This is a genomic window from Achromobacter sp. ACM03 (assembly GCF_014851665.1).
Taxonomy (GTDB): Bacteria; Pseudomonadota; Gammaproteobacteria; order Burkholderiales; family Burkholderiaceae_B; genus Achromobacter; species Achromobacter aegrifaciens.
Genome location: NZ_JACVAD010000001.1, coordinates 73098 through 89124 on the forward strand (window position 1 = coordinate 73098; position 16027 = coordinate 89124).

Genomic DNA, 16027 nt, shown 5'->3' on the forward strand with positions numbered 1-16027 from the left:
GGAGCCGCCATGTTGAGCATCAGCGGATTGACGGCAGCCTACGGGCATTGCCAGGCCTTGTTCGGCGTAGACCTGGACGTGGGCCAGGGCGAGGTCGTCGGCCTGATCGGCCGAAACGGCATGGGCCGCAGCACCGTCATCAAATGCCTGTTCGGCTTGCTGCCGGCCAGCCAGGGCAGCATCCGGTATGGCGAGCGTTCCCTGCGCGGACTGGCGCCGTACCGCATCGGCCGGTTGGGCCTGTCGCTGGTACCCGAAGGGCGCCAGATCTTCCCGACGCTGACGGTGGAAGAAAACCTGGTCGCCACGGCTATACACCGCGGCGGCGGCCGCGGCTGGACGCTGGAACGCGTGTATGAGCTGTTTCCGCGCCTGCACGAACGCCGCGCCAACCTGGGCACGCAGCTATCCGGCGGCGAGCAGCAGATGCTGGCGCTGGGCCGGGCGCTGATGACCAACCCCAGCCTCTTGGTGCTGGACGAAGCGACCGAAGGGCTGGCGCCGGTGGTGCGCGCCGAAATCTGGCGCGTGCTGGCGCAATTGAAAGCCGAAGGTTTGTCGATGATCGTGGTGGATAAGAACACCACGGCCTTGCTGCGCCTGTCGGACCGCAACGTCATCCTCGACAAGGGCGTGACGGTGTGGCGCGGCAGCTCGGCGGAATTGTCCCAGCGGCCCGACCTGGTGGCCGCCTACGTAGGAGTCTGAGATGAGATTGCAGGACAAGGTGGCGCTGGTCACCGGCGCGGCCGGTGGCATCGGACTGGCGATCGCGCGGCGCTTCGCGGCCGAGGGTGCATACGTGCTGCTGGCCGACCGCAAGGAGGCCGAACTGATGGCCGCGGCCCGCGCGCTGGGCGATCGCGCCGCCGCGCTGGTGGCGGACGTGACCGATCCGGCTGATGCCCAGAAGCTGGCCGACGAGTGCGTGCGGCGCTGGGGCGGCCTGGACATCTGCGTCTGCAACGCCGGCGTGATCCGCGCGGCGGACTTCCTGGACCTGAAGCTCGAAGACCTGGATGCGGTCATGAACGTCAATGTGCGCGGCACCTTTCTGGTCGCGCAGGCCGCCGCGCGCGCCATGGTGGCTGGCGGACGCGGCAACGGCGCCATCGTGACGCTGTCCTCGATGACGGCGGAACTGGCGATGCCGGACCAGCTGGCCTACGGCGCCAGCAAGGGCGCGGTGCGCCAGATGACCAAGTCGATGGCGCTGTCCCTGGCGCCGCACGGCATCCGCGTCAACGCCATCGGCCCCGGCAGCATCGACACCGAAATCCTCGCCACGATCACCAGCAATCCCGCAGCCCGCAGGACCGTGCTGTCGCGCATACCGATGCAGCGCCTGGGATCGACGGACGAAGTCGCCAAGGTGGCGGTGTTCCTGGCCAGCGATGACGCCAGCTACGTCACCGGGCAGACGGTGTACGCGGATGGCGGCCGGCTGGCGCTGAACTATACGGTGCCGGTGCAGGAGTAGGGCGGGGCAGGCCGAGGCCGGATACGCTTCGACAGCAAGAAGGGCAGGGTGATAAATTTCCACGCGTCATCCGGAACACAAACCCTGCCCATGAAAACCGCCCCGATTACCTCCTCTCGGGATGCCGCCTGGCTGCAACTGCGCATGGCGCTCTGGCCTGACGCGTCAGCGTCTGAGCATCAGGAAGACATGGAGGATCAGGTTTGCGCGCCGGACCGATACGTCCAGTTCCTGGCGCGCGCCGACAACGGGCAGGCGATCGGCCTTGCCGAAGCTGCGATCAGGACGGACTACGTCAATGGCACCGACTCCAGTCCCGTGGCGTTCCTGGAGGGCCTGTATGTCATGCCCGAGGCCAGGCGACAGGGCGCGGCCAGGGCCTTGATCGACGCCGTCCGGGCATGGGCGCGGGACAGGGGCTGCAAAGAGCTGGCCTCGGATACCGCGCTGGACAATGTCGTGAGCCAGGCCGCGCATACGCGTCTGGGGTTCAGGGAGACGGAACGGGTCGTCTATTTCAATATGCCGATCTGAGGCGCCAACGCTGGCTTTGCATTGCGAGTAAGGTATGGGCTGGAGGCCCTGATTTTCCGGCACGTTGGCCTGTGCCCTTCAGCGGGAACCTGAATACCATGAAGATATTCCGTCCGGCGCTGCGGACCGTCCTTGCCGCGGCCGCATGCACCTTGATCGCCGCCTGCGCGGATAAACCTCCCCAGCAAACCGAGCTGGACTATCGCAGCCGCGCGCCTTCCACGGGACAGGGCAAGAGCGATACCCCCGGCTCCTCGGACCAACGCTTGACCATACAATCCGGCGAAGGAGAGCGCTTGAACCTGCCCTGGTTCGTGCGGGATGCGCAGGACTGGATCAACAGCAACTGACATATGACCAAGCCCATGACCATGCGACGGATTTTCCTGGCGCTTGCCGCGCTGGCCGTGTCGCCGGCCATCAACGCCCAGACGCCTTCCAAGCCTGCCGCCTGGACCCCGCCGGGCCCGACCGCATGCAGCTTCTCCGGATGGACGACGAACGATAAGCCTGCCATCCAGGTGCGCGCGGCGGCATCCGCCCAGGCAGCGGTGGTGGGCAGCCTGCCGACGACTCGTGGCGACGGCCCTGATCCCGAGATCGACTACTACAGCGTGACCTTCGACGTGACCGAGGCGCGCGACGGCTGGCTCAAAATCAGGAACGCCAGCGACGACAAGACCGGCGACGAACAGAGCAAGCCGCGACCCGTATATCGGGGCGAGGGTTGGATCGAAGCCGCGGATGCGCAGGTCGGCATCCAGTCTGCGCGCGGCTACGCCCGCCCCGACGCCGGCAGTGAACGGTTGCTGGATCTGGGCAGCGACTGGCTGACCGAAAGAGCTACGCTGCGCGGCATCGCCGCCTGCGAAGGCGAGTGGCTGTTGCTGGACTACCAGATGCGCAACAGCGACACGTTCGAGCCGCTGGCGCCCAAGGACCGCACGCGGGGACGGGCGTGGTTTCGCGGCGTCTGCTCGTCGTCGGAGACGACTTGCGACATGCGGTCGGTGGACAAGTGAGCAGACGAGCAGGCGTTCGTGCGAGTCCAATTTATTGACATATCGGGAAATCCCGATATCATGGCGCCATGGATCTGCTCGAAATATTCAAAGCCCTCTCCAACCGTACGCGCCTTGAGATCCTCAAAGGACTGAAGGACCCCGCCAAGAACTTCCCGCCCCAGGACGAGGGCGACGTTCATACGGTGGGGGTCTGCGTCAGCAGCATCCAGGAAGGCGTGGGGCTGTCGCAGTCCACGGTGTCCGACTATCTGGCGACGCTGCAGCGCGCGGGCCTGGTGGAAGCCAGGCGCATTGGGCAGTGGACCTACTACAAGCGGAACGAAGCAACCATACGTGCTCTTGCCGGGCTCATCGGGAAAGAGCTGTAATTTTTTTGCAGGTAAATATCGGCATTTCCCGATATCCCTATTTTTCGAAACAAGGAAAACCATGAAAGCGATGACACTCAAATCATTCGGCGGCCCGGAATCGTTCGAACTCCGCGAATTGCCCAAGCCGGTGCCGCAGGCGGGACAAGTCCTGGTCCGGGTACATGCGACCTCGATCAATCCCCTGGATTACCAGGTCCGGCGCGGCGATTATGCCGATCTGGTGCCGCTGCCGGCCATTACCGGGCACGACGTCTCGGGCGTGGTCGAAGCGGTGGGGCCGGGCGTGACGGCTTTCGTTCCTGGCGACGAAGTCTGGTACACCCCGCAAATCTTCGACGGGCCGGGCAGCTATGCCGAGTATCACGTCGCCGCGCAGGGCATCGTCGGGAAGAAGCCGTCCGCGCTCAGCCATCTTGAGGCGGCCAGCCTGAGCTTGGTGGGTGGCACGGCTTGGGAAGCGCTGGTCGTGCGCGCGGGGCTGAGAGTCGGGGAGAGCGTCCTGGTGCACGGCGGCGCGGGCGGCGTCGGCCATGTGGCTATCCAGCTGGCGAAAGCCATCGGAGCGCAGGTGTACACGACCGTGCGCGCCGCCAACGCCGAGTTCGCGCGCAGCATGGGCGCTGACGTGGTCATCGATTACGAAAAGGAAGACTACGTCGAGGCCGTCATGCGGGAAACGGGCGGGCGCGGCGTCGACGTCGTGTTCGATACCATCGGCGGCGACACGCTTGCGCGCAGCCCCGATGCGCTTGCGCAATTGGGGCGGGTCGTCTCGATCGTGGACATCGCCCAGCCGCAAAACCTGATCCAGGCCTGGGGCAAGAACGCGAGTTACCACTTCGTGTTCACGCGGCAGAACCGCGGCAAGCTGGATGAATTGAGCGCGTTGGTCGCGCGCGGCCAGTTGCGGCCGCATGTGGGCGCGGTCTATGCGCTTGCCGACATTGCACAGGCTCATGCGCGGCTGGAAAGCCCCAACAATGGTATCCAAGGAAAGATCGCGATTGCCGTCGCGCCGTCGGCGTACCTTCAGTGCGGGGGGTAGGGCTTCGAGGTCGCGGACGTCGGCGTTCTTTAGTCGCCGAGGCTGCCCTGCGCCATTCCGATGCTCGCCCCGGTGGGGCTGTGCTTCGGATGGCTCCGGGGTCCTCGGCTGGCAGTCGCCTAATGCGTTGGTTTCGGCCCCGATCATGGGCAGATGCCGTGAGGCGGGGGCCGGACGGAGGGATCCGAAGCGCAGCCCCACCGGGGCGAGCATCGGAATCCCGCAGTCCGGACGCCGGCGACTCAAGAACCCCGCCTCACAACACCGAAGCGGCAGGGTCTCGGGCTTGCGGACGTCGGCGTTCTTTAGCAGCCCAGGCTGCCCTGCGCCATTCCGATGCTCGCCCCGGTGGGGCTGCGCTTCGGATGGCTCCGGGGTCCTCGGCTGGCAGTCGCCTAATGCGTTGGTTTCGGACCCGATCATGGGCAGATGCCGTGAGCCGGTGGCCGGACGGAGGGATCCGAAGCGCAGCCCCACCGGGGCGAGCATCGGAATCCCGCAGTCTGGGCGCCGGCGACTCAAGAACCCTGTCTCACAAAACTGAAGCGCTAGGGCTTCGAGCTTGCGGATGCCGGAGTTCTTTAGCCGCCGAGGCTGCCCTGCGCCATTCCGATGCTCGCCCCGGTGGGGCTGCGCTTCGGATGGCTCCGGGGTCCTCGGCTGGCAGTCGCCTAATGCGTTGGTTTCGGACCCGATCATGGGCAGATGCCGTGAGGCGGGGGCCGGACGGAGGGATCCGAAGCGCAGCCCCACCGGGGCGAGCATCGGAATCCCGCAGTCCGGACGCCGGCGACTCAAGAACCCCGCCTCACAACACCGAAGCGGCAGGGTCTCGGGCTTGCGGACGTCGGCGTTCTTTAGCCGCCGAGGCTGCCCTGCGCCATTCCGATGCTCGCCCCAATGGGGCTGCGCTTCGGATGGCTCCGGGCAGCCTCGGCTGCAGTCGCCTAATGCGGTGGCTTCAGACCCCGTTCATGGGCAGATGCTGAAAGCCGGTGTCCGGGCGGAGGAGGCGAGACCTTATATCGCGCCATGCGCGGCGATATTCCGATACTGCCCTTTGAAATACAGCAATGGCTGCGTGGAAGCAGCGATTTGCAGATCCAACGCTTTCACCTCGCCAATCACGATCAGGTGATCGCCTGCGGCGTGTTCGGCATAAATCTCGCAATCAAGCCAATGCAGGCTGCCGGCAATGATCGGGTTACCCAGCGGCGATTCCTGCCAGTCCACGTCGTGCCACTTGTCCGTGCCGCGCTGCGCGAATTGGTTGGAAATCCTGACTTGCTCGTCGGACAGGATATTGACTACGAATCGACCCGCCTGGCGAATTTTGGGATAACTGGCCGAACTGCACATCACATTGAACGACACCAACGGCGGATTCATCGAAACGCTGTGGAATGACTGGCAGGTGAAGCCTATCGGCTCGCCTTCGATCTGCGATGTGATTACCGTGATGCCGGACGCGTAGTGCCCGAGAGCTTCGCGAAAGCGCCTGGGCTCGATCGCAGTACTGGAAAGTGACATAGTGGGGGTTGAATACTGGGTGCAGCTCGATTTGGTCGTCGCGAGCCGCGCGACGACCATTTCCGCCTGGGAATCAGTTCGAGAGTTCCCGGCGGACGATTTCCGCGCCGGCGCTCAAGGCGCTCAGCTTGCCTCTTGCCACCGCGCGGGACAAGGGAGCCATGCCGCAGTTGGTGCAAGGATAAAGTTTGTCGGCATCGACAAACTGAAGCGCCTTGCGCAGGGTGTCGGCGACTTCCTCGGGCGTTTCAACGGTGTTGGTCGCCACATCGATGGCGCCTACCATTACCTTCTTGCCCCGGATGAGTTCGATCAGATCCATGGGAACGCGGGAGTTCTGGCATTCCAGCGAGACGATGTCGATACTGGATTTTTGCAGCTTGGGAAAAGCTTCCTCGTATTGCCGCCACTCCGATCCCAGCGTCTTCTTCCAATCCGTATTGGCCTTGATGCCATAGCCATAGCAGATGTGGACGGCGGTTTCGCACTTGAGCCCTTCAATGGCTCTTTCCAGCGTGGCCACGCCCCAATCATTCACCTCGTCAAAGAACACGTTGAATGCGGGCTCGTCAAACTGGATGATGTCGACACCCGCAGCCTCCAGCTCCCGGGCTTCCTGATTGAGAATCTTGGCGAATTCCCACGCCAGCTTTTCGCGGCTTTGATAGTGGCCGTCGTAAAGCGTATCGATCATCGTCATGGGACCCGGCAAGGCCCATTTGATCGGTTGCTTGGTCTGCTGGCGCAAGAACTTGGCATCTTCGACGAACACCGGCTTGCGGCGCGCCACGGCGCCCACAACCGTCGGCACGCTCGCATCGTAGCGGTCGCGGATCCTGACGGTCTTGCGGTTCTCGAAGTCCACGCCTTCCAGGTGCTCGATGAACGTCGTCACGAAATGCTGACGCGTTTGTTCGCCATCGCTGACGATATCGATGCCGGCGTGCTGCTGTTCCTGCAGCGACAGACGCAGCGCATCCTGCTTGCCTTCGGCCAAGCCCTCGTCCTGCAATTTCCAGGGAGACCAGAGTTTCTCGGGTTCAGCAAGCCAGGAGGGTTTAGGCAAGCTGCCGGCAGTGGAAGTAGGGAGCAATTTTTTCACAATAGATGCCTTGATATTTTTGATTGGTCAAAGAGGGTAGTTGGCGGACCACTGCTCAAGAATCGCCTGGTGCGGTTTGATGAAGTGTTCCTCGACAAACCTTCCCTGCTCGATAGCCAATTGGCTACGTTCCTCTCGATCGTAGACAATCCGGGTCAAGGAATAATCCTGATGCTTCAAACTGGGCTGGTAGGATTTTCCTGCCGCGGAGTTCGCGTTGTAGATCTCTGGCCGGTATATCTTCTGGAAGGTATCCATCGTGCTGATGGTGCTGATCAGCTCCAGATTGGTGTAGTCGCTCAGCAAATCGCCGGAAAAATAAAAAGCCAAAGGCGCGGCGCTGTTCGGCGGCATGAAGTAGCGGACCTTCATGCCCATCTTCTTGAAGTATTCGTCAGTCAGGGAATATTCATCCTGCTGATACTCAACGCCCAGTACAGGGTGCTGGTTTTCAGTCCGATGATAGGTCTTGCTGCTCGATACGCTCAGGCATATCACGGGCGGCTTGCTGAAGTGCTGCTTGTAAGTGCTTGAATTTACAAAGCACTTGAACAGCTTCCCGTGCAGGTCTCCGAAATTCTCTGGAGCGCTGAATACCGGCTGGTTCTTGGTGTGTTCCAGCAGCAGCACGCTGAAGTCATAATCCCGCACGTACGAGGAAAAGTTATTCCCGACGATGCCTTCGATGCGTTCGTTGGTCTTCTTGTCGACGATGCTCGTCTTCAGTATTTCGATCAAGGGGAGGGCATTGCCACTGCTTGCGCCGGGGATGCTCATCTCGACGGAAATGATCTCAAGGTTGACGGCATAGCGGTCGCCCTTGGGATTGTCCCAATGCGCCAGGGCATTGAAGCGGTTGTCGATCATCCGGAGGGTGTTGCGCAGGTTCTCCTGGCGACTCGTGCCCCGGGCCAGATTGGCGAAGTTGGTTGTGATCCGCGTATTGTCTGAAGGACGATAGTCCTCATCGAAACAAATGCTCTTGATGGCAAATGCAAACTCTTTACTCATGGTGCTCTGCTGCCCTGAATCCTGAGATAAAACCCGCGTCTATTTCCTGCTTTTCCAGCGCTGCCTGTTTTCTTTCTTTATTCAGCAGTCTTGACTTTGGCGGTACAGGGGGCGTAGTTTATGTCGGGCAATCCATGAATAAAAGTGAATTGATCTAATGGATCAATTAGTCTGATTCATGGATGAGCGCGCGGCCGATCTGCCGGAAGATCAGACCGCCTGACGAGCAGCCGCAGCCGCGAATCAAGCCGTGGCAGGCTTTTTCGCTTGTTCAATGAATGCGCGCAGATAGTCGATGCCGATATCTGCCTCGCGTGCACCCAGATAGATGTGTTTGGCAATGCCTTTCTTGCCCAAGCGGACTGGCACCACATGCATCGTGTCCGCGTACTCCAGCACCAGCCACCGCGGCAACGCCGCCACCCCACGGCCGCTGGCGACCATTTGCAGCATGATGTCGGTGGTCTCGATGGCCTTGTGGCGCTTGGGTATGATGCCGGCTGGCGTCAGGAACATGTTGTAGATGTCGAGCCGGTCTACCGGCACCGGATAAGCCACCAGTACTTCGTTGGCAAGCTGTTTGGGAGTGACGTACTCCTCCCGGGCAAGAGGGTGGTTGCCGGCGACGACCAGCACTTGTTCGTAGTCGAACACGGGCTCGAACACGAGCCCGGGTTTGTTCAGCGGGTCAGGCGTGACCAGCAGGTCGATTTCGTAGCCGAACAGCGCCCCGATGCCGCCGAACTGGAATTTCTGCTTCACGTCCACGTCCACATCCGGCCAGGCTGCCAGATACGGCGAGACGATCTTCAGCAGCCATTGATAGCAGGGATGGCATTCCATGCCGATGCGCAGCGACCCGCGTTCTCCCTGGGCGAACTGGCGCAGTCGTTCTTCGGCCAGGGTCAGTTGCGGCAATACCCGGTTGGCCACCGCCAACAGGTATTGGCCGGCTTGCGTGAGCCTCAGGCTGCGGCCTTCGCGCAGCCAGATGTCGGTGCCCAGTTGCTGCTCCAGCTTCTTCATGCTGTGGCTCAGGGCCGACTGCGTCACGTGCAGGACGCCAGCGGCGGCAGTCAGCGAACCCTGCTTTTCGACCTCCTGCACGATGGATAGATGGACACGATCAAGCATGATGAAAATTCATGGTTTATTGAGATAAAACCATTTTACTTAATCGTTTCGCTCTATCAGAAGGTCCCGCGCACCGTCAGCGTCGCGTTGCGGGGCTCGCCGTAGAAGCTGCCCCAGCCCGGCGCGCCTATCGTCTGATAGTAGGTCTTGTCGAACAGATTGTTCACGTTCAATGCCGCCGACCAGTTCTTGTTGATCTTGTAGCCGATGCGTGCATTCCAGACGGCGTAGGGCGCCTGCGAGACCCGCACCGAGCGGGTTTCCGTGTAGCTGCCGGTCTGGTAGTTCACGCCACCGCCCAAGGTCCACGCCGACCATTCGCCGGGCAGACGGTAGTCGGACCACAGGCGCAGGATGTGCTTGGGCGTCACCGTGCGTCCAAAGTTGGTGCTCGATACCTCGGTGTCGTCCAGGAACTTCAGGGTGTTGAAGGTGTAGCCGGCAAACAGCTGCCAGCCCGGGGCCACCTCGCCGCTGATTTCGGCGTCCACGCCCTGGCTGCGTACCTTGCCGCTGGACAGATAGCAGATGTCGCCCACGGTGCAGGCGCTGACCAGGTCTTGCTGGGCGCGGTTTTTCTGGTCGACGCGGAAGAGCGCGAGCGAGGCGTTGACCCGGCCATCGAGCAGTTCGCCCTTGATGCCGGCTTCGTAGTTCTTGCCCATGATGGGGTCGAGTATCTGCCCCGACGCGTCCACGGCGTTCTGCGGCTCGAAGATTTCCGCAAAGCTGACATAGCCGGACCACTGGGGATTGAAGGCGTAGATCAGGCCGCCGTACGGTGTGACGACGCCGTTTTCCTTGTAGGGGTCGGTGTACTGCTTGCCGTCGTCGCGGTACTTGCCGGTGTTCTCGTACCAGCTGACGCGGGCGCCCGCCACCAGCGTCAACGGATCGGCCAGCTTGAAGCGGCCGACGCCGTAGATGCCGGTCTGCTTCATCGTGATGACGGTCGCGGCGCCGCGGTAGGCATTCTCGCGCAACCAGTCGTCGGTGGGCTCGGGCACGTGGTGATCCGGATCCCAGACGTTTACGGCGCGGTTCAGGCGCGCGGTCGCGAAATCGTTCTTGCTGGTCAGTTCGTTGATGCTGGCGCCCACGCTGATCGAATGCTTGCGGCCCAGCGCCTCAAACGCGCCGTCCACATCCAGGTTGAGCGCCTTGTTGTGCGTGGAGAAATCGAAGATGCCGGCGTACATCGTCGGCCCCAGTCCGGTGGCCGGATTGACCGCGCCTTCGGTGAAGGCGTATTTGGAATCGTTGGACTCCTGGGTGGAAGTCCCGGTGAGTTTCAGCGACCAGTCCTGGTTGAAGCGGTGCGCAAGCTCGGCGAACACGGTGGTCTGCTTGCCGTTCCAGCGGTTCCAGTCTTGCGAGAGCGAGGTCGAACGCTTCAGCCCGATGTCGTCGCCGTTGGTGTAGTGGGGCAGGCCGTGGAAGAACGGCGTGGATCGCAGTTCTTCGTAGCTGACGCCGCCGGTCAAGGTGGTGGCGGGGCCCAGGTCGTAGCTGAGTACGCCATACAGCACACCGGTGCGGCTGTCGGCGTTGTCGTAGAAGTAGTCCCGGTCGTTGTAGCTGGCCACGGCGCGTCCGCGCAGGGAGCCCGACGCGTTCAAGGGGCCGGTCGCATCGATGTCGGCGCGGTAGTTGTTCCAGGAGCCGCCGCTGGCTAACAACTGCACCTGGTTTTCGGCCAGCGGCCGCTTGCGCACCAGGTTGACCGCGGCGCTGGGCGAGCCGGCGCCCTGCAGCAGGCCGGTGGCGCCGCGGATGATTTCGACCCGGTCCAGGATCACGGTGCTGCTGGTGAAGCTGTTGGCCTGGGGGTAATAGAACGCGCGGTTGACGCCGTCGAACTGGTAGCTGTCGACGCGGAAGCCGCGCGAGAACACATAGTTGCCGCCCATCGGGCTCTTGTAGAGCGTCATGCCGGTGCTATTGGCCAGCACGTCGTCCAGCGTGTTGGCGTTCTGGTCGTCCATGCGCTGGCGCGTCACCACCGTGACCGACTGCGGAATCTCCTTCAGGGTCTGCTCGCCCTTGCCTATGGTCACGAACCCGCTGGTATAGCTGCCCGTGCCTTCGGTGACGGCCGGGTCGGCCATGCCTGTCACCGTGACTGGCGCAAGCGTGGTCGCTTCGCCCTGCGGAATGCGGCGCAGGTGATAACCCTCTCCGTTGGCGTTGGCCACGGCTTGCAGGCCCGTGCCTGCGAGCAGGCGCGTGAGGCCCTGTTCCGCGGTGTAGCGGCCGGTAAGCCCTTGCGTCATCACCCCGCGGGTCAGCGTCGGCGACGCGGCCACGGTGACGTTGGCGGCGACGCCGAACTGGCCCAGCGCTTCGTCCAGCGTCATGGGGGCGATGGCGAAGGCGACCCCTTGCGCGGCCGCGGGCTGGGCCCAGGACACGGCGGGCGCGGCGAGCGGGGTCATTGCGGCCAAGGCCAGATGGACGGCAAGGCGCAAGCGCGCCGGGACTGCCCCGGGGGTCTGGGGCGCGGCAAGAGTAGAGGGTGTATGGCGTGCTGCCATGAGGGCTTCCTGGTTCGTCGATGGGTAAGGCCAGACCGCGGGCGCCTCGGGTCTGTCTCTATGTCTAACGAACCACATCCGAAAATCTTCGCCGTCGTTACAAATTTTCTGGAAGACCGCCCAGGCTGAGGCTCTGCACGTCAGGCGCGATCGACGCTGACCCAGTAGCGCGTGCGGTATCGCAGCCTCAGGTCCAGCACGCCGGCCAGGACTTCCAGCGCCCGGTCGGTGTCGTCGATGCGGAACGCCCCGGTGACTTCGAGGTCCGCTACCCTGGGGTCGCAACGCAGGACGCCGACGCGGTAGCGCCCCAGTTCCGCGAGGAACTGGTCCAGCCGCATGCGGTTCGCGACCAGCATGCCGGCGGCCCAGGCAGGCTCCGTGCCGTCGACACGGATTGCGGGAGCCAGCGTGCGTCCGTCGAATTCCGCCTGTTCGCCGGCATGCACGACCCGCCCGGCGGGATCCACGCGCACAGCCCCTTCAAAGACGGCAAGGCGCGTCGAGCCATCGCTGTCGTCCAGCTGGCGGACGGTAAAGCGCGTGCCCAGCGGCGTGAGCAGGCCGTGCCGGGTCTGCACGCTGAAGGGGCGTCCGGCGCCATCCGCGCCCGTTGCGATCAGGATTTCTCCGCTGCGCAGCGTGACGCGGCGTTGCTGCGCGTCGTAGCGCAACGCCACGGCAGTGTCGGTGTTCAGCGTCAGGAGGGTGCCGTCAGGCAGGGTCATGGTCCGCTGCTCGCCGGTGGCGGTGCGATAGACGGTGCTGCCGTCCCACCAGCCTTCGCGCGCGCCCGCCCATGCCAGCGTGCCCAGGCAGATGCCGCCCGCGGCCCATTTCATGACGCTGCGGCGCGAACGCTGCTCGCAGTAACGCAGGATGGTCTGGCTGGCGGCGCCTTCGGACACCTTGCCGGTGTTGATGGTGTGGACCTCGCGCCCGATGCCCTGCAGGCGCTGCCAAGCCAGTTCGTGGCGCGCGTCTGCCTGACGCCAAGCCGCACAGGCGGCTTGCGTGGCCGCATCGGGCGCGTCCCCGGTCCGCATCATCCAGAGCGCCGCCTGCTTGATGATGTCGGGATGCAGCCGTTCGGCTTGGGCGGCGCTCATGCGTACAGCACCGCGTAGCAATGCTCCCAGGCCTTGACGATGTCGCGCTGCACGGCCGCCACCGAAATGTCGAGCTGCTGGGCGATGTCGCGGTAGGGCAGGCCTTCCACCTGCGCCAGCACGAAGACCCGGCGCGCCCGCGGCGGCAACTGCTCCAGCATGCGGCATACGGCGTTCAGCGCCTCCATCACCAGCGCATGCGTTTCGGGACTAGGCTCGACGGCCTCGCTGCGCGAGGCCAGCGTTTCCAGATAGGCCTGTTCCACCGCGCGGCGGCGCGACTGGTCGATAAGGAGGCGCTTGGCGACGGTGGTGAGGAAACCGCGCGGCTCGGCGAACGCCGCGCGCGACTCGCTGCGCATGACGCGTTCGAAGGTGTCGTGCGCCAGGTCCGCGGCGTTTTCGGTGTTGCCGCTGAGCCGGCGGCGCAGCATCTGCACGAGCCAGCCGTGATGCTCTCGATACAGGCTGACGAAATCGTCGGAGGAGGCAAAGTCGGCGCTAGGCAAGGGGGCTTCCGTTCAAACGCTAATGGGAATGATTGCTAATTGTATAGGATCATCATTCCGGGCGTGCCTCGCGATGCCGCGCCGCATTGGCCAGATCCGCAATCGGCGCCAGCAACCCCCGATCAAAACTCTCCATCGCCGCGCCCGCGCGCAATCTTGCGGGCCAATCGGCATGCGTCAGCGCGCCGCGCCCGAGCGAAACGAAGTCCGCTTCCTCCCGCGCCATCATCCCGTTGGCCGCCATCGGGTCATGCAACGATCCGTTGGCCAGCACCGGGACCGCGACGTGCCGCCGCGCCAATGCCGCGAGGCTTGGGCCCTGATCTCCAAAAGCCGGACGCCAGGCCTCGAACTCGGTCGTGTGCAGGTAGTCGATGGGCTGGGCGCCCAGCGTGCGGTAGATCTGCGCCGCATCCGCCTCGCCGCCTTCCCACTTGTGGGTGAAGTCATTGACCTTGCCCTGGGAGCTGCGCACGCCCACGATATAGCGCTGCCCCGTAGCCTGGCGTACGGCCTGGATGACTTCCAGCGTCAAGCGCAGCCGGTTGTCCAGGTTGCCGCCATAGCGGTCTGTGCGCAGATTGGTGTGGGTGGTGAGGAACTGGTCCAGCAGGTAGCCGTTGGCGCCGTGTATCTCGACGCCGTCGAAGCCGGCCTCCTGCGCCCGGCGCGCGGCCTGGGCAAAGCCGTCGATGGCCTCCGCGATGTCCTCGTCCGACATGGCTTCAGGCGTCCGGTACGGCCCATCGCCCCGATAGAACGCCATCTGCTGTCCCTTGGGCTGTACGGCCGAGGGACCCTTCGTCGTGCCGCGGTATGGGTTGCCCTGCGACAGCGCACCCGCGTGCATGAGCTGCGCGATGATGCGGCCGCCGTGCGCATGCACACGGTCGACCACGGCGCGCCAGGCGTCGCGCTGGGCCTCGTCGGTCAGGCCGGGTTGGAACAGGTAGCCCTGCGCATGCGCCCGGTCGGTGTAGATGCCCTCGGTGATCACCAGGCCGAAGCCGCCGGCCGCGAAGGCTGCGTAGTAATCGGCCATCTGCGGCGTGGCGCGGCCATCTTCCGTGGCGCTGACGCGGGTCATGGGGGCGACGGCGAGACGATTGGCCAGGGTCAAGCCCCTTTCCAGCTGCAGCGGCGTGAACAGTCCGGCCTGCGCCGCGTCGTTCGTACGATAGTCGAGCGCGCCCATGTCAACGGCCCTCCTGCGGACGGACGGCCGCGATGGCCTCGATCTCGATCATGGCGGCCGGGTCGTAGAGCGCCTTGATCTCGGCGATCGTGTCGGCGGGGTAGGGAGCCGAGAAGTGGCGGCGGCGCAGCGTGACCACGTCCTGGAAGTGCCCCATGTCGGTGACGAAGATGGTCACCTTGATGACGTCCTTCAGGCTGGAGCCGCCGGCTTCGAGCGCGCGGCGCAAGTTCAGGAAGGCTTGTTCGCCCTGGGCCAGAAAGCCGCCCTCGACGATCTTGCCGTCATCGCCGGCGCCAGCCTGGCCGGAGATGAACAGCAGATTGCCGAACTGGATGCCTTGCGACAGCAGGAAGGGTTCGTAGTTGTCGGGCTGGGTGATGACGCGCTGTAGCATGATGCGATTTCCTTCATTTATGGTTGATCTGTGAATCAGCGCGAGAATCGCTGGTCCATGCCGTAAATGTAGGAATCTGCCGGGACGCTGACAAAGGTTCATTTATCAGCTATAAGATGAGAAAATCTCATCCATGACCATGCAACGCCGATCTCTTCCGCTCTCTGGACTGCGCGTATTCGAGGCCGCCGCGCGCCTGGGCAGTTTCAAGGCCGCCGCCGAGGAACTGGCCGTCACGCCGACCGCCGTCAGCCATCAGATCCGCGCGTTGGAAGCGCAGACCGGGCTGGCGCTGTTCGATCGCCACGTGCGCAGGGTGTCGCTGACTGAGGCGGGCGCACAGCTCTATCCTGTGCTGCGGGATGGTTTCGATGCCTTCGAGGCGGCGCTGGCGCGTTTGACGCAGCAGCGCACGCGGATGCAGGTGACCATCTCCGCGACCAACGCGTTCACGGTGAAATGGCTGGTGCCGCGCATGGCGGATTTCCGCAGCAAGCATCCGGGCATCGATCTACAGTTGCAAGCCAGCGACGACGTGGTCGATCTGCGATCGGCCGCGGTCGACATCGCGATCCGCTATGGCCGCGGGCCGTATCCGGGCCTCGTCGCGCAGCCGCTGTTCACGGACCGCTTCGCGCCCGTGGCGAATCCGCGGCTGGGCGTGGCATCGCCGGACGATCTGGCCGGCGTGCCCTTGATCCGTTTCAACTGGAAATGGTCCCATCCGGACAATCCGACCTGGGAGCGCTGGTTCGCGGTCGCGCAGCGTTCCTTGCCGCGGCAGGCGGGCCAGTTGCGCTTTTCCGATGAAGGCCACGCCATACAGGCCGCCGTCGCCGGCCATGGCGTGGCGCTGGTCAGCCTGGCGTTGATCGCCGAAGAATTGGAAGCGGGCCATCTGGTGCAGCCCTTCGGCCCGGAGATCGCCGGGCATACCTACCATCTGGCCATGCCCGCCGACCGGCCGCCCTCGGCGCCTGTCCAGGCGGTTGCGCATTGGTTGAGCATGCAGGCGGTGGCGCAAGAACCGGGCCGCAAGAAAGCGTAGGCG

17 protein-coding genes are annotated in these 16027 nt (G+C 64.0%); 8 read left to right on the forward strand and 9 right to left on the reverse strand.

The window, feature by feature from the left end:
- Positions 1-9: 9 nt before the first annotated feature.
- From IB257_RS00335 to IB257_RS00365, 7 genes are all read left to right on the forward strand, one after another.
- Positions 10-708 carry an ABC transporter ATP-binding protein gene (locus IB257_RS00335; protein ID WP_175162563.1) on the forward strand — a complete coding sequence of 233 codons (699 nt, stop codon included), beginning with the start codon at positions 10-12 and terminating at the stop codon, positions 706-708.
- A gap of 1 nt (position 709) precedes the next feature.
- Positions 710-1480: an SDR family NAD(P)-dependent oxidoreductase gene (locus IB257_RS00340; protein ID WP_119449067.1), complete on the forward strand. Its 771-nt coding sequence runs from the start codon at positions 710-712 to the stop codon at positions 1478-1480.
- Between the two features lie 90 nt (positions 1481-1570).
- Positions 1571-2014 (forward strand): aminoglycoside 6'-N-acetyltransferase, encoded by a 444-nt coding sequence (gene aac(6'), locus IB257_RS00345; RefSeq protein ID WP_119449068.1) that lies wholly within the window; start codon positions 1571-1573, stop codon positions 2012-2014.
- Positions 2015-2112: 98 nt separating this feature from the next.
- Entirely contained in the window at positions 2113-2364 is a 252-nt protein-coding gene (locus tag IB257_RS00350; RefSeq protein WP_082401205.1) for a hypothetical protein, read from the forward strand.
- A gap of 3 nt (positions 2365-2367) precedes the next feature.
- Positions 2368-3036 (forward strand): hypothetical protein, encoded by a 669-nt coding sequence (locus IB257_RS00355; RefSeq protein ID WP_225588702.1) that lies wholly within the window; start codon positions 2368-2370, stop codon positions 3034-3036.
- 68 nt (positions 3037-3104) lie between these two features.
- The gene (locus IB257_RS00360) at positions 3105-3407 is read left to right on the forward strand and encodes a helix-turn-helix transcriptional regulator (protein WP_054456511.1); all 303 of its coding nucleotides are present in this window, start codon (positions 3105-3107) and stop codon (positions 3405-3407) included.
- A gap of 61 nt (positions 3408-3468) precedes the next feature.
- On the forward strand, positions 3469-4455 hold the full coding sequence (locus IB257_RS00365) for a zinc-dependent alcohol dehydrogenase family protein (protein WP_175214450.1): 987 nt from the start codon (positions 3469-3471) through the stop codon (positions 4453-4455).
- A 1020-nt stretch (positions 4456-5475) separates the two neighbouring features.
- On the opposite strand, the gene IB257_RS00370 is transcribed toward IB257_RS00365, so the two are convergent.
- The 9 genes from IB257_RS00370 to IB257_RS00410 form a co-directional block, all read right to left on the reverse strand.
- Positions 5476-5985 (reverse strand): flavin reductase family protein, encoded by a 510-nt coding sequence (locus IB257_RS00370; protein ID WP_054456513.1) that lies wholly within the window; start codon positions 5983-5985, stop codon positions 5476-5478.
- A gap of 73 nt (positions 5986-6058) precedes the next feature.
- Positions 6059-7087, reverse strand: coding sequence for a methionine synthase (locus IB257_RS00375; RefSeq protein ID WP_192491697.1), 1029 nt, complete (start codon positions 7085-7087; stop codon positions 6059-6061).
- A 27-nt stretch (positions 7088-7114) separates the two neighbouring features.
- A complete protein-coding gene (locus tag IB257_RS00380; protein WP_054456515.1) occupies positions 7115-8098 on the reverse strand; it encodes a DUF1852 domain-containing protein in 984 nt (327 codons plus the stop codon).
- 243 nt (positions 8099-8341) lie between these two features.
- On the reverse strand, positions 8342-9232 hold the full coding sequence (locus IB257_RS00385) for a LysR family transcriptional regulator (RefSeq protein WP_054456516.1): 891 nt from the start codon (positions 9230-9232) through the stop codon (positions 8342-8344).
- Positions 9233-9288: 56 nt separating this feature from the next.
- Entirely contained in the window at positions 9289-11667 is a 2379-nt protein-coding gene (locus IB257_RS00390; protein WP_225588703.1) for a TonB-dependent receptor, read from the reverse strand.
- Between the two features lie 239 nt (positions 11668-11906).
- Positions 11907-12875 carry a FecR domain-containing protein gene (locus IB257_RS00395; RefSeq protein WP_192491699.1) on the reverse strand — a complete coding sequence of 323 codons (969 nt, stop codon included), beginning with the start codon at positions 12873-12875 and terminating at the stop codon, positions 11907-11909.
- Positions 12872-13384: a sigma-70 family RNA polymerase sigma factor gene (locus IB257_RS00400; protein ID WP_054456519.1), complete on the reverse strand. Its 513-nt coding sequence runs from the start codon at positions 13382-13384 to the stop codon at positions 12872-12874. Before IB257_RS00400 ends, IB257_RS00395 begins: the two co-directional genes overlap by 4 nt.
- A 52-nt stretch (positions 13385-13436) precedes the next feature.
- Positions 13437-14579 (reverse strand): NADH:flavin oxidoreductase, encoded by a 1143-nt coding sequence (locus IB257_RS00405; RefSeq protein WP_192491700.1) that lies wholly within the window; start codon positions 14577-14579, stop codon positions 13437-13439.
- Between the two features lies 1 nt (position 14580).
- Complete coding sequence (locus IB257_RS00410) at positions 14581-14976, reverse strand: RidA family protein (protein WP_054456521.1); 396 nt, start codon at positions 14974-14976, stop codon at positions 14581-14583.
- 139 nt (positions 14977-15115) lie between these two features.
- Between IB257_RS00410 and IB257_RS00415 the strand changes: the two genes are divergently transcribed.
- Positions 15116-16024 carry a LysR substrate-binding domain-containing protein gene (locus tag IB257_RS00415; RefSeq protein WP_175182278.1) on the forward strand — a complete coding sequence of 303 codons (909 nt, stop codon included), beginning with the start codon at positions 15116-15118 and terminating at the stop codon, positions 16022-16024.
- The last annotated feature ends 3 nt before the right edge of the window (positions 16025-16027 follow it).

Coding starts and splice junctions, on each gene's coding strand:
- IB257_RS00395 (WP_192491699.1), bottom strand. CDS start 12,875: ATGAGCGCCGCCCAAGCCGAACGGCTGCATCCCGACATCATCAAGCAG.
- IB257_RS00410 (WP_054456521.1), bottom strand. CDS start 14,976: ATGCTACAGCGCGTCATCACCCAGCCCGACAACTACGAACCCTTCCTG.
- IB257_RS00415 (WP_175182278.1), top strand. CDS start 15,116: ATGCAACGCCGATCTCTTCCGCTCTCTGGACTGCGCGTATTCGAGGCC.
- IB257_RS00385 (WP_054456516.1), bottom strand. CDS start 9,232: ATGCTTGATCGTGTCCATCTATCCATCGTGCAGGAGGTCGAAAAGCAG.
- IB257_RS00380 (WP_054456515.1), bottom strand. CDS start 8,098: ATGAGTAAAGAGTTTGCATTTGCCATCAAGAGCATTTGTTTCGATGAG.
- IB257_RS00370 (WP_054456513.1), bottom strand. CDS start 5,985: ATGTCACTTTCCAGTACTGCGATCGAGCCCAGGCGCTTTCGCGAAGCT.
- IB257_RS00365 (WP_175214450.1), top strand. CDS start 3,469: ATGAAAGCGATGACACTCAAATCATTCGGCGGCCCGGAATCGTTCGAA.
- IB257_RS00340 (WP_119449067.1), top strand. CDS start 710: ATGAGATTGCAGGACAAGGTGGCGCTGGTCACCGGCGCGGCCGGTGGC.
- IB257_RS00350 (WP_082401205.1), top strand. CDS start 2,113: ATGAAGATATTCCGTCCGGCGCTGCGGACCGTCCTTGCCGCGGCCGCA.
- IB257_RS00355 (WP_225588702.1), top strand. CDS start 2,368: ATGACCAAGCCCATGACCATGCGACGGATTTTCCTGGCGCTTGCCGCG.
- IB257_RS00390 (WP_225588703.1), bottom strand. CDS start 11,667: ATGACCCCGCTCGCCGCGCCCGCCGTGTCCTGGGCCCAGCCCGCGGCC.
- IB257_RS00360 (WP_054456511.1), top strand. CDS start 3,105: ATGGATCTGCTCGAAATATTCAAAGCCCTCTCCAACCGTACGCGCCTT.
- IB257_RS00405 (WP_192491700.1), bottom strand. CDS start 14,579: ATGGGCGCGCTCGACTATCGTACGAACGACGCGGCGCAGGCCGGACTG.
- IB257_RS00335 (WP_175162563.1), top strand. CDS start 10: ATGTTGAGCATCAGCGGATTGACGGCAGCCTACGGGCATTGCCAGGCC.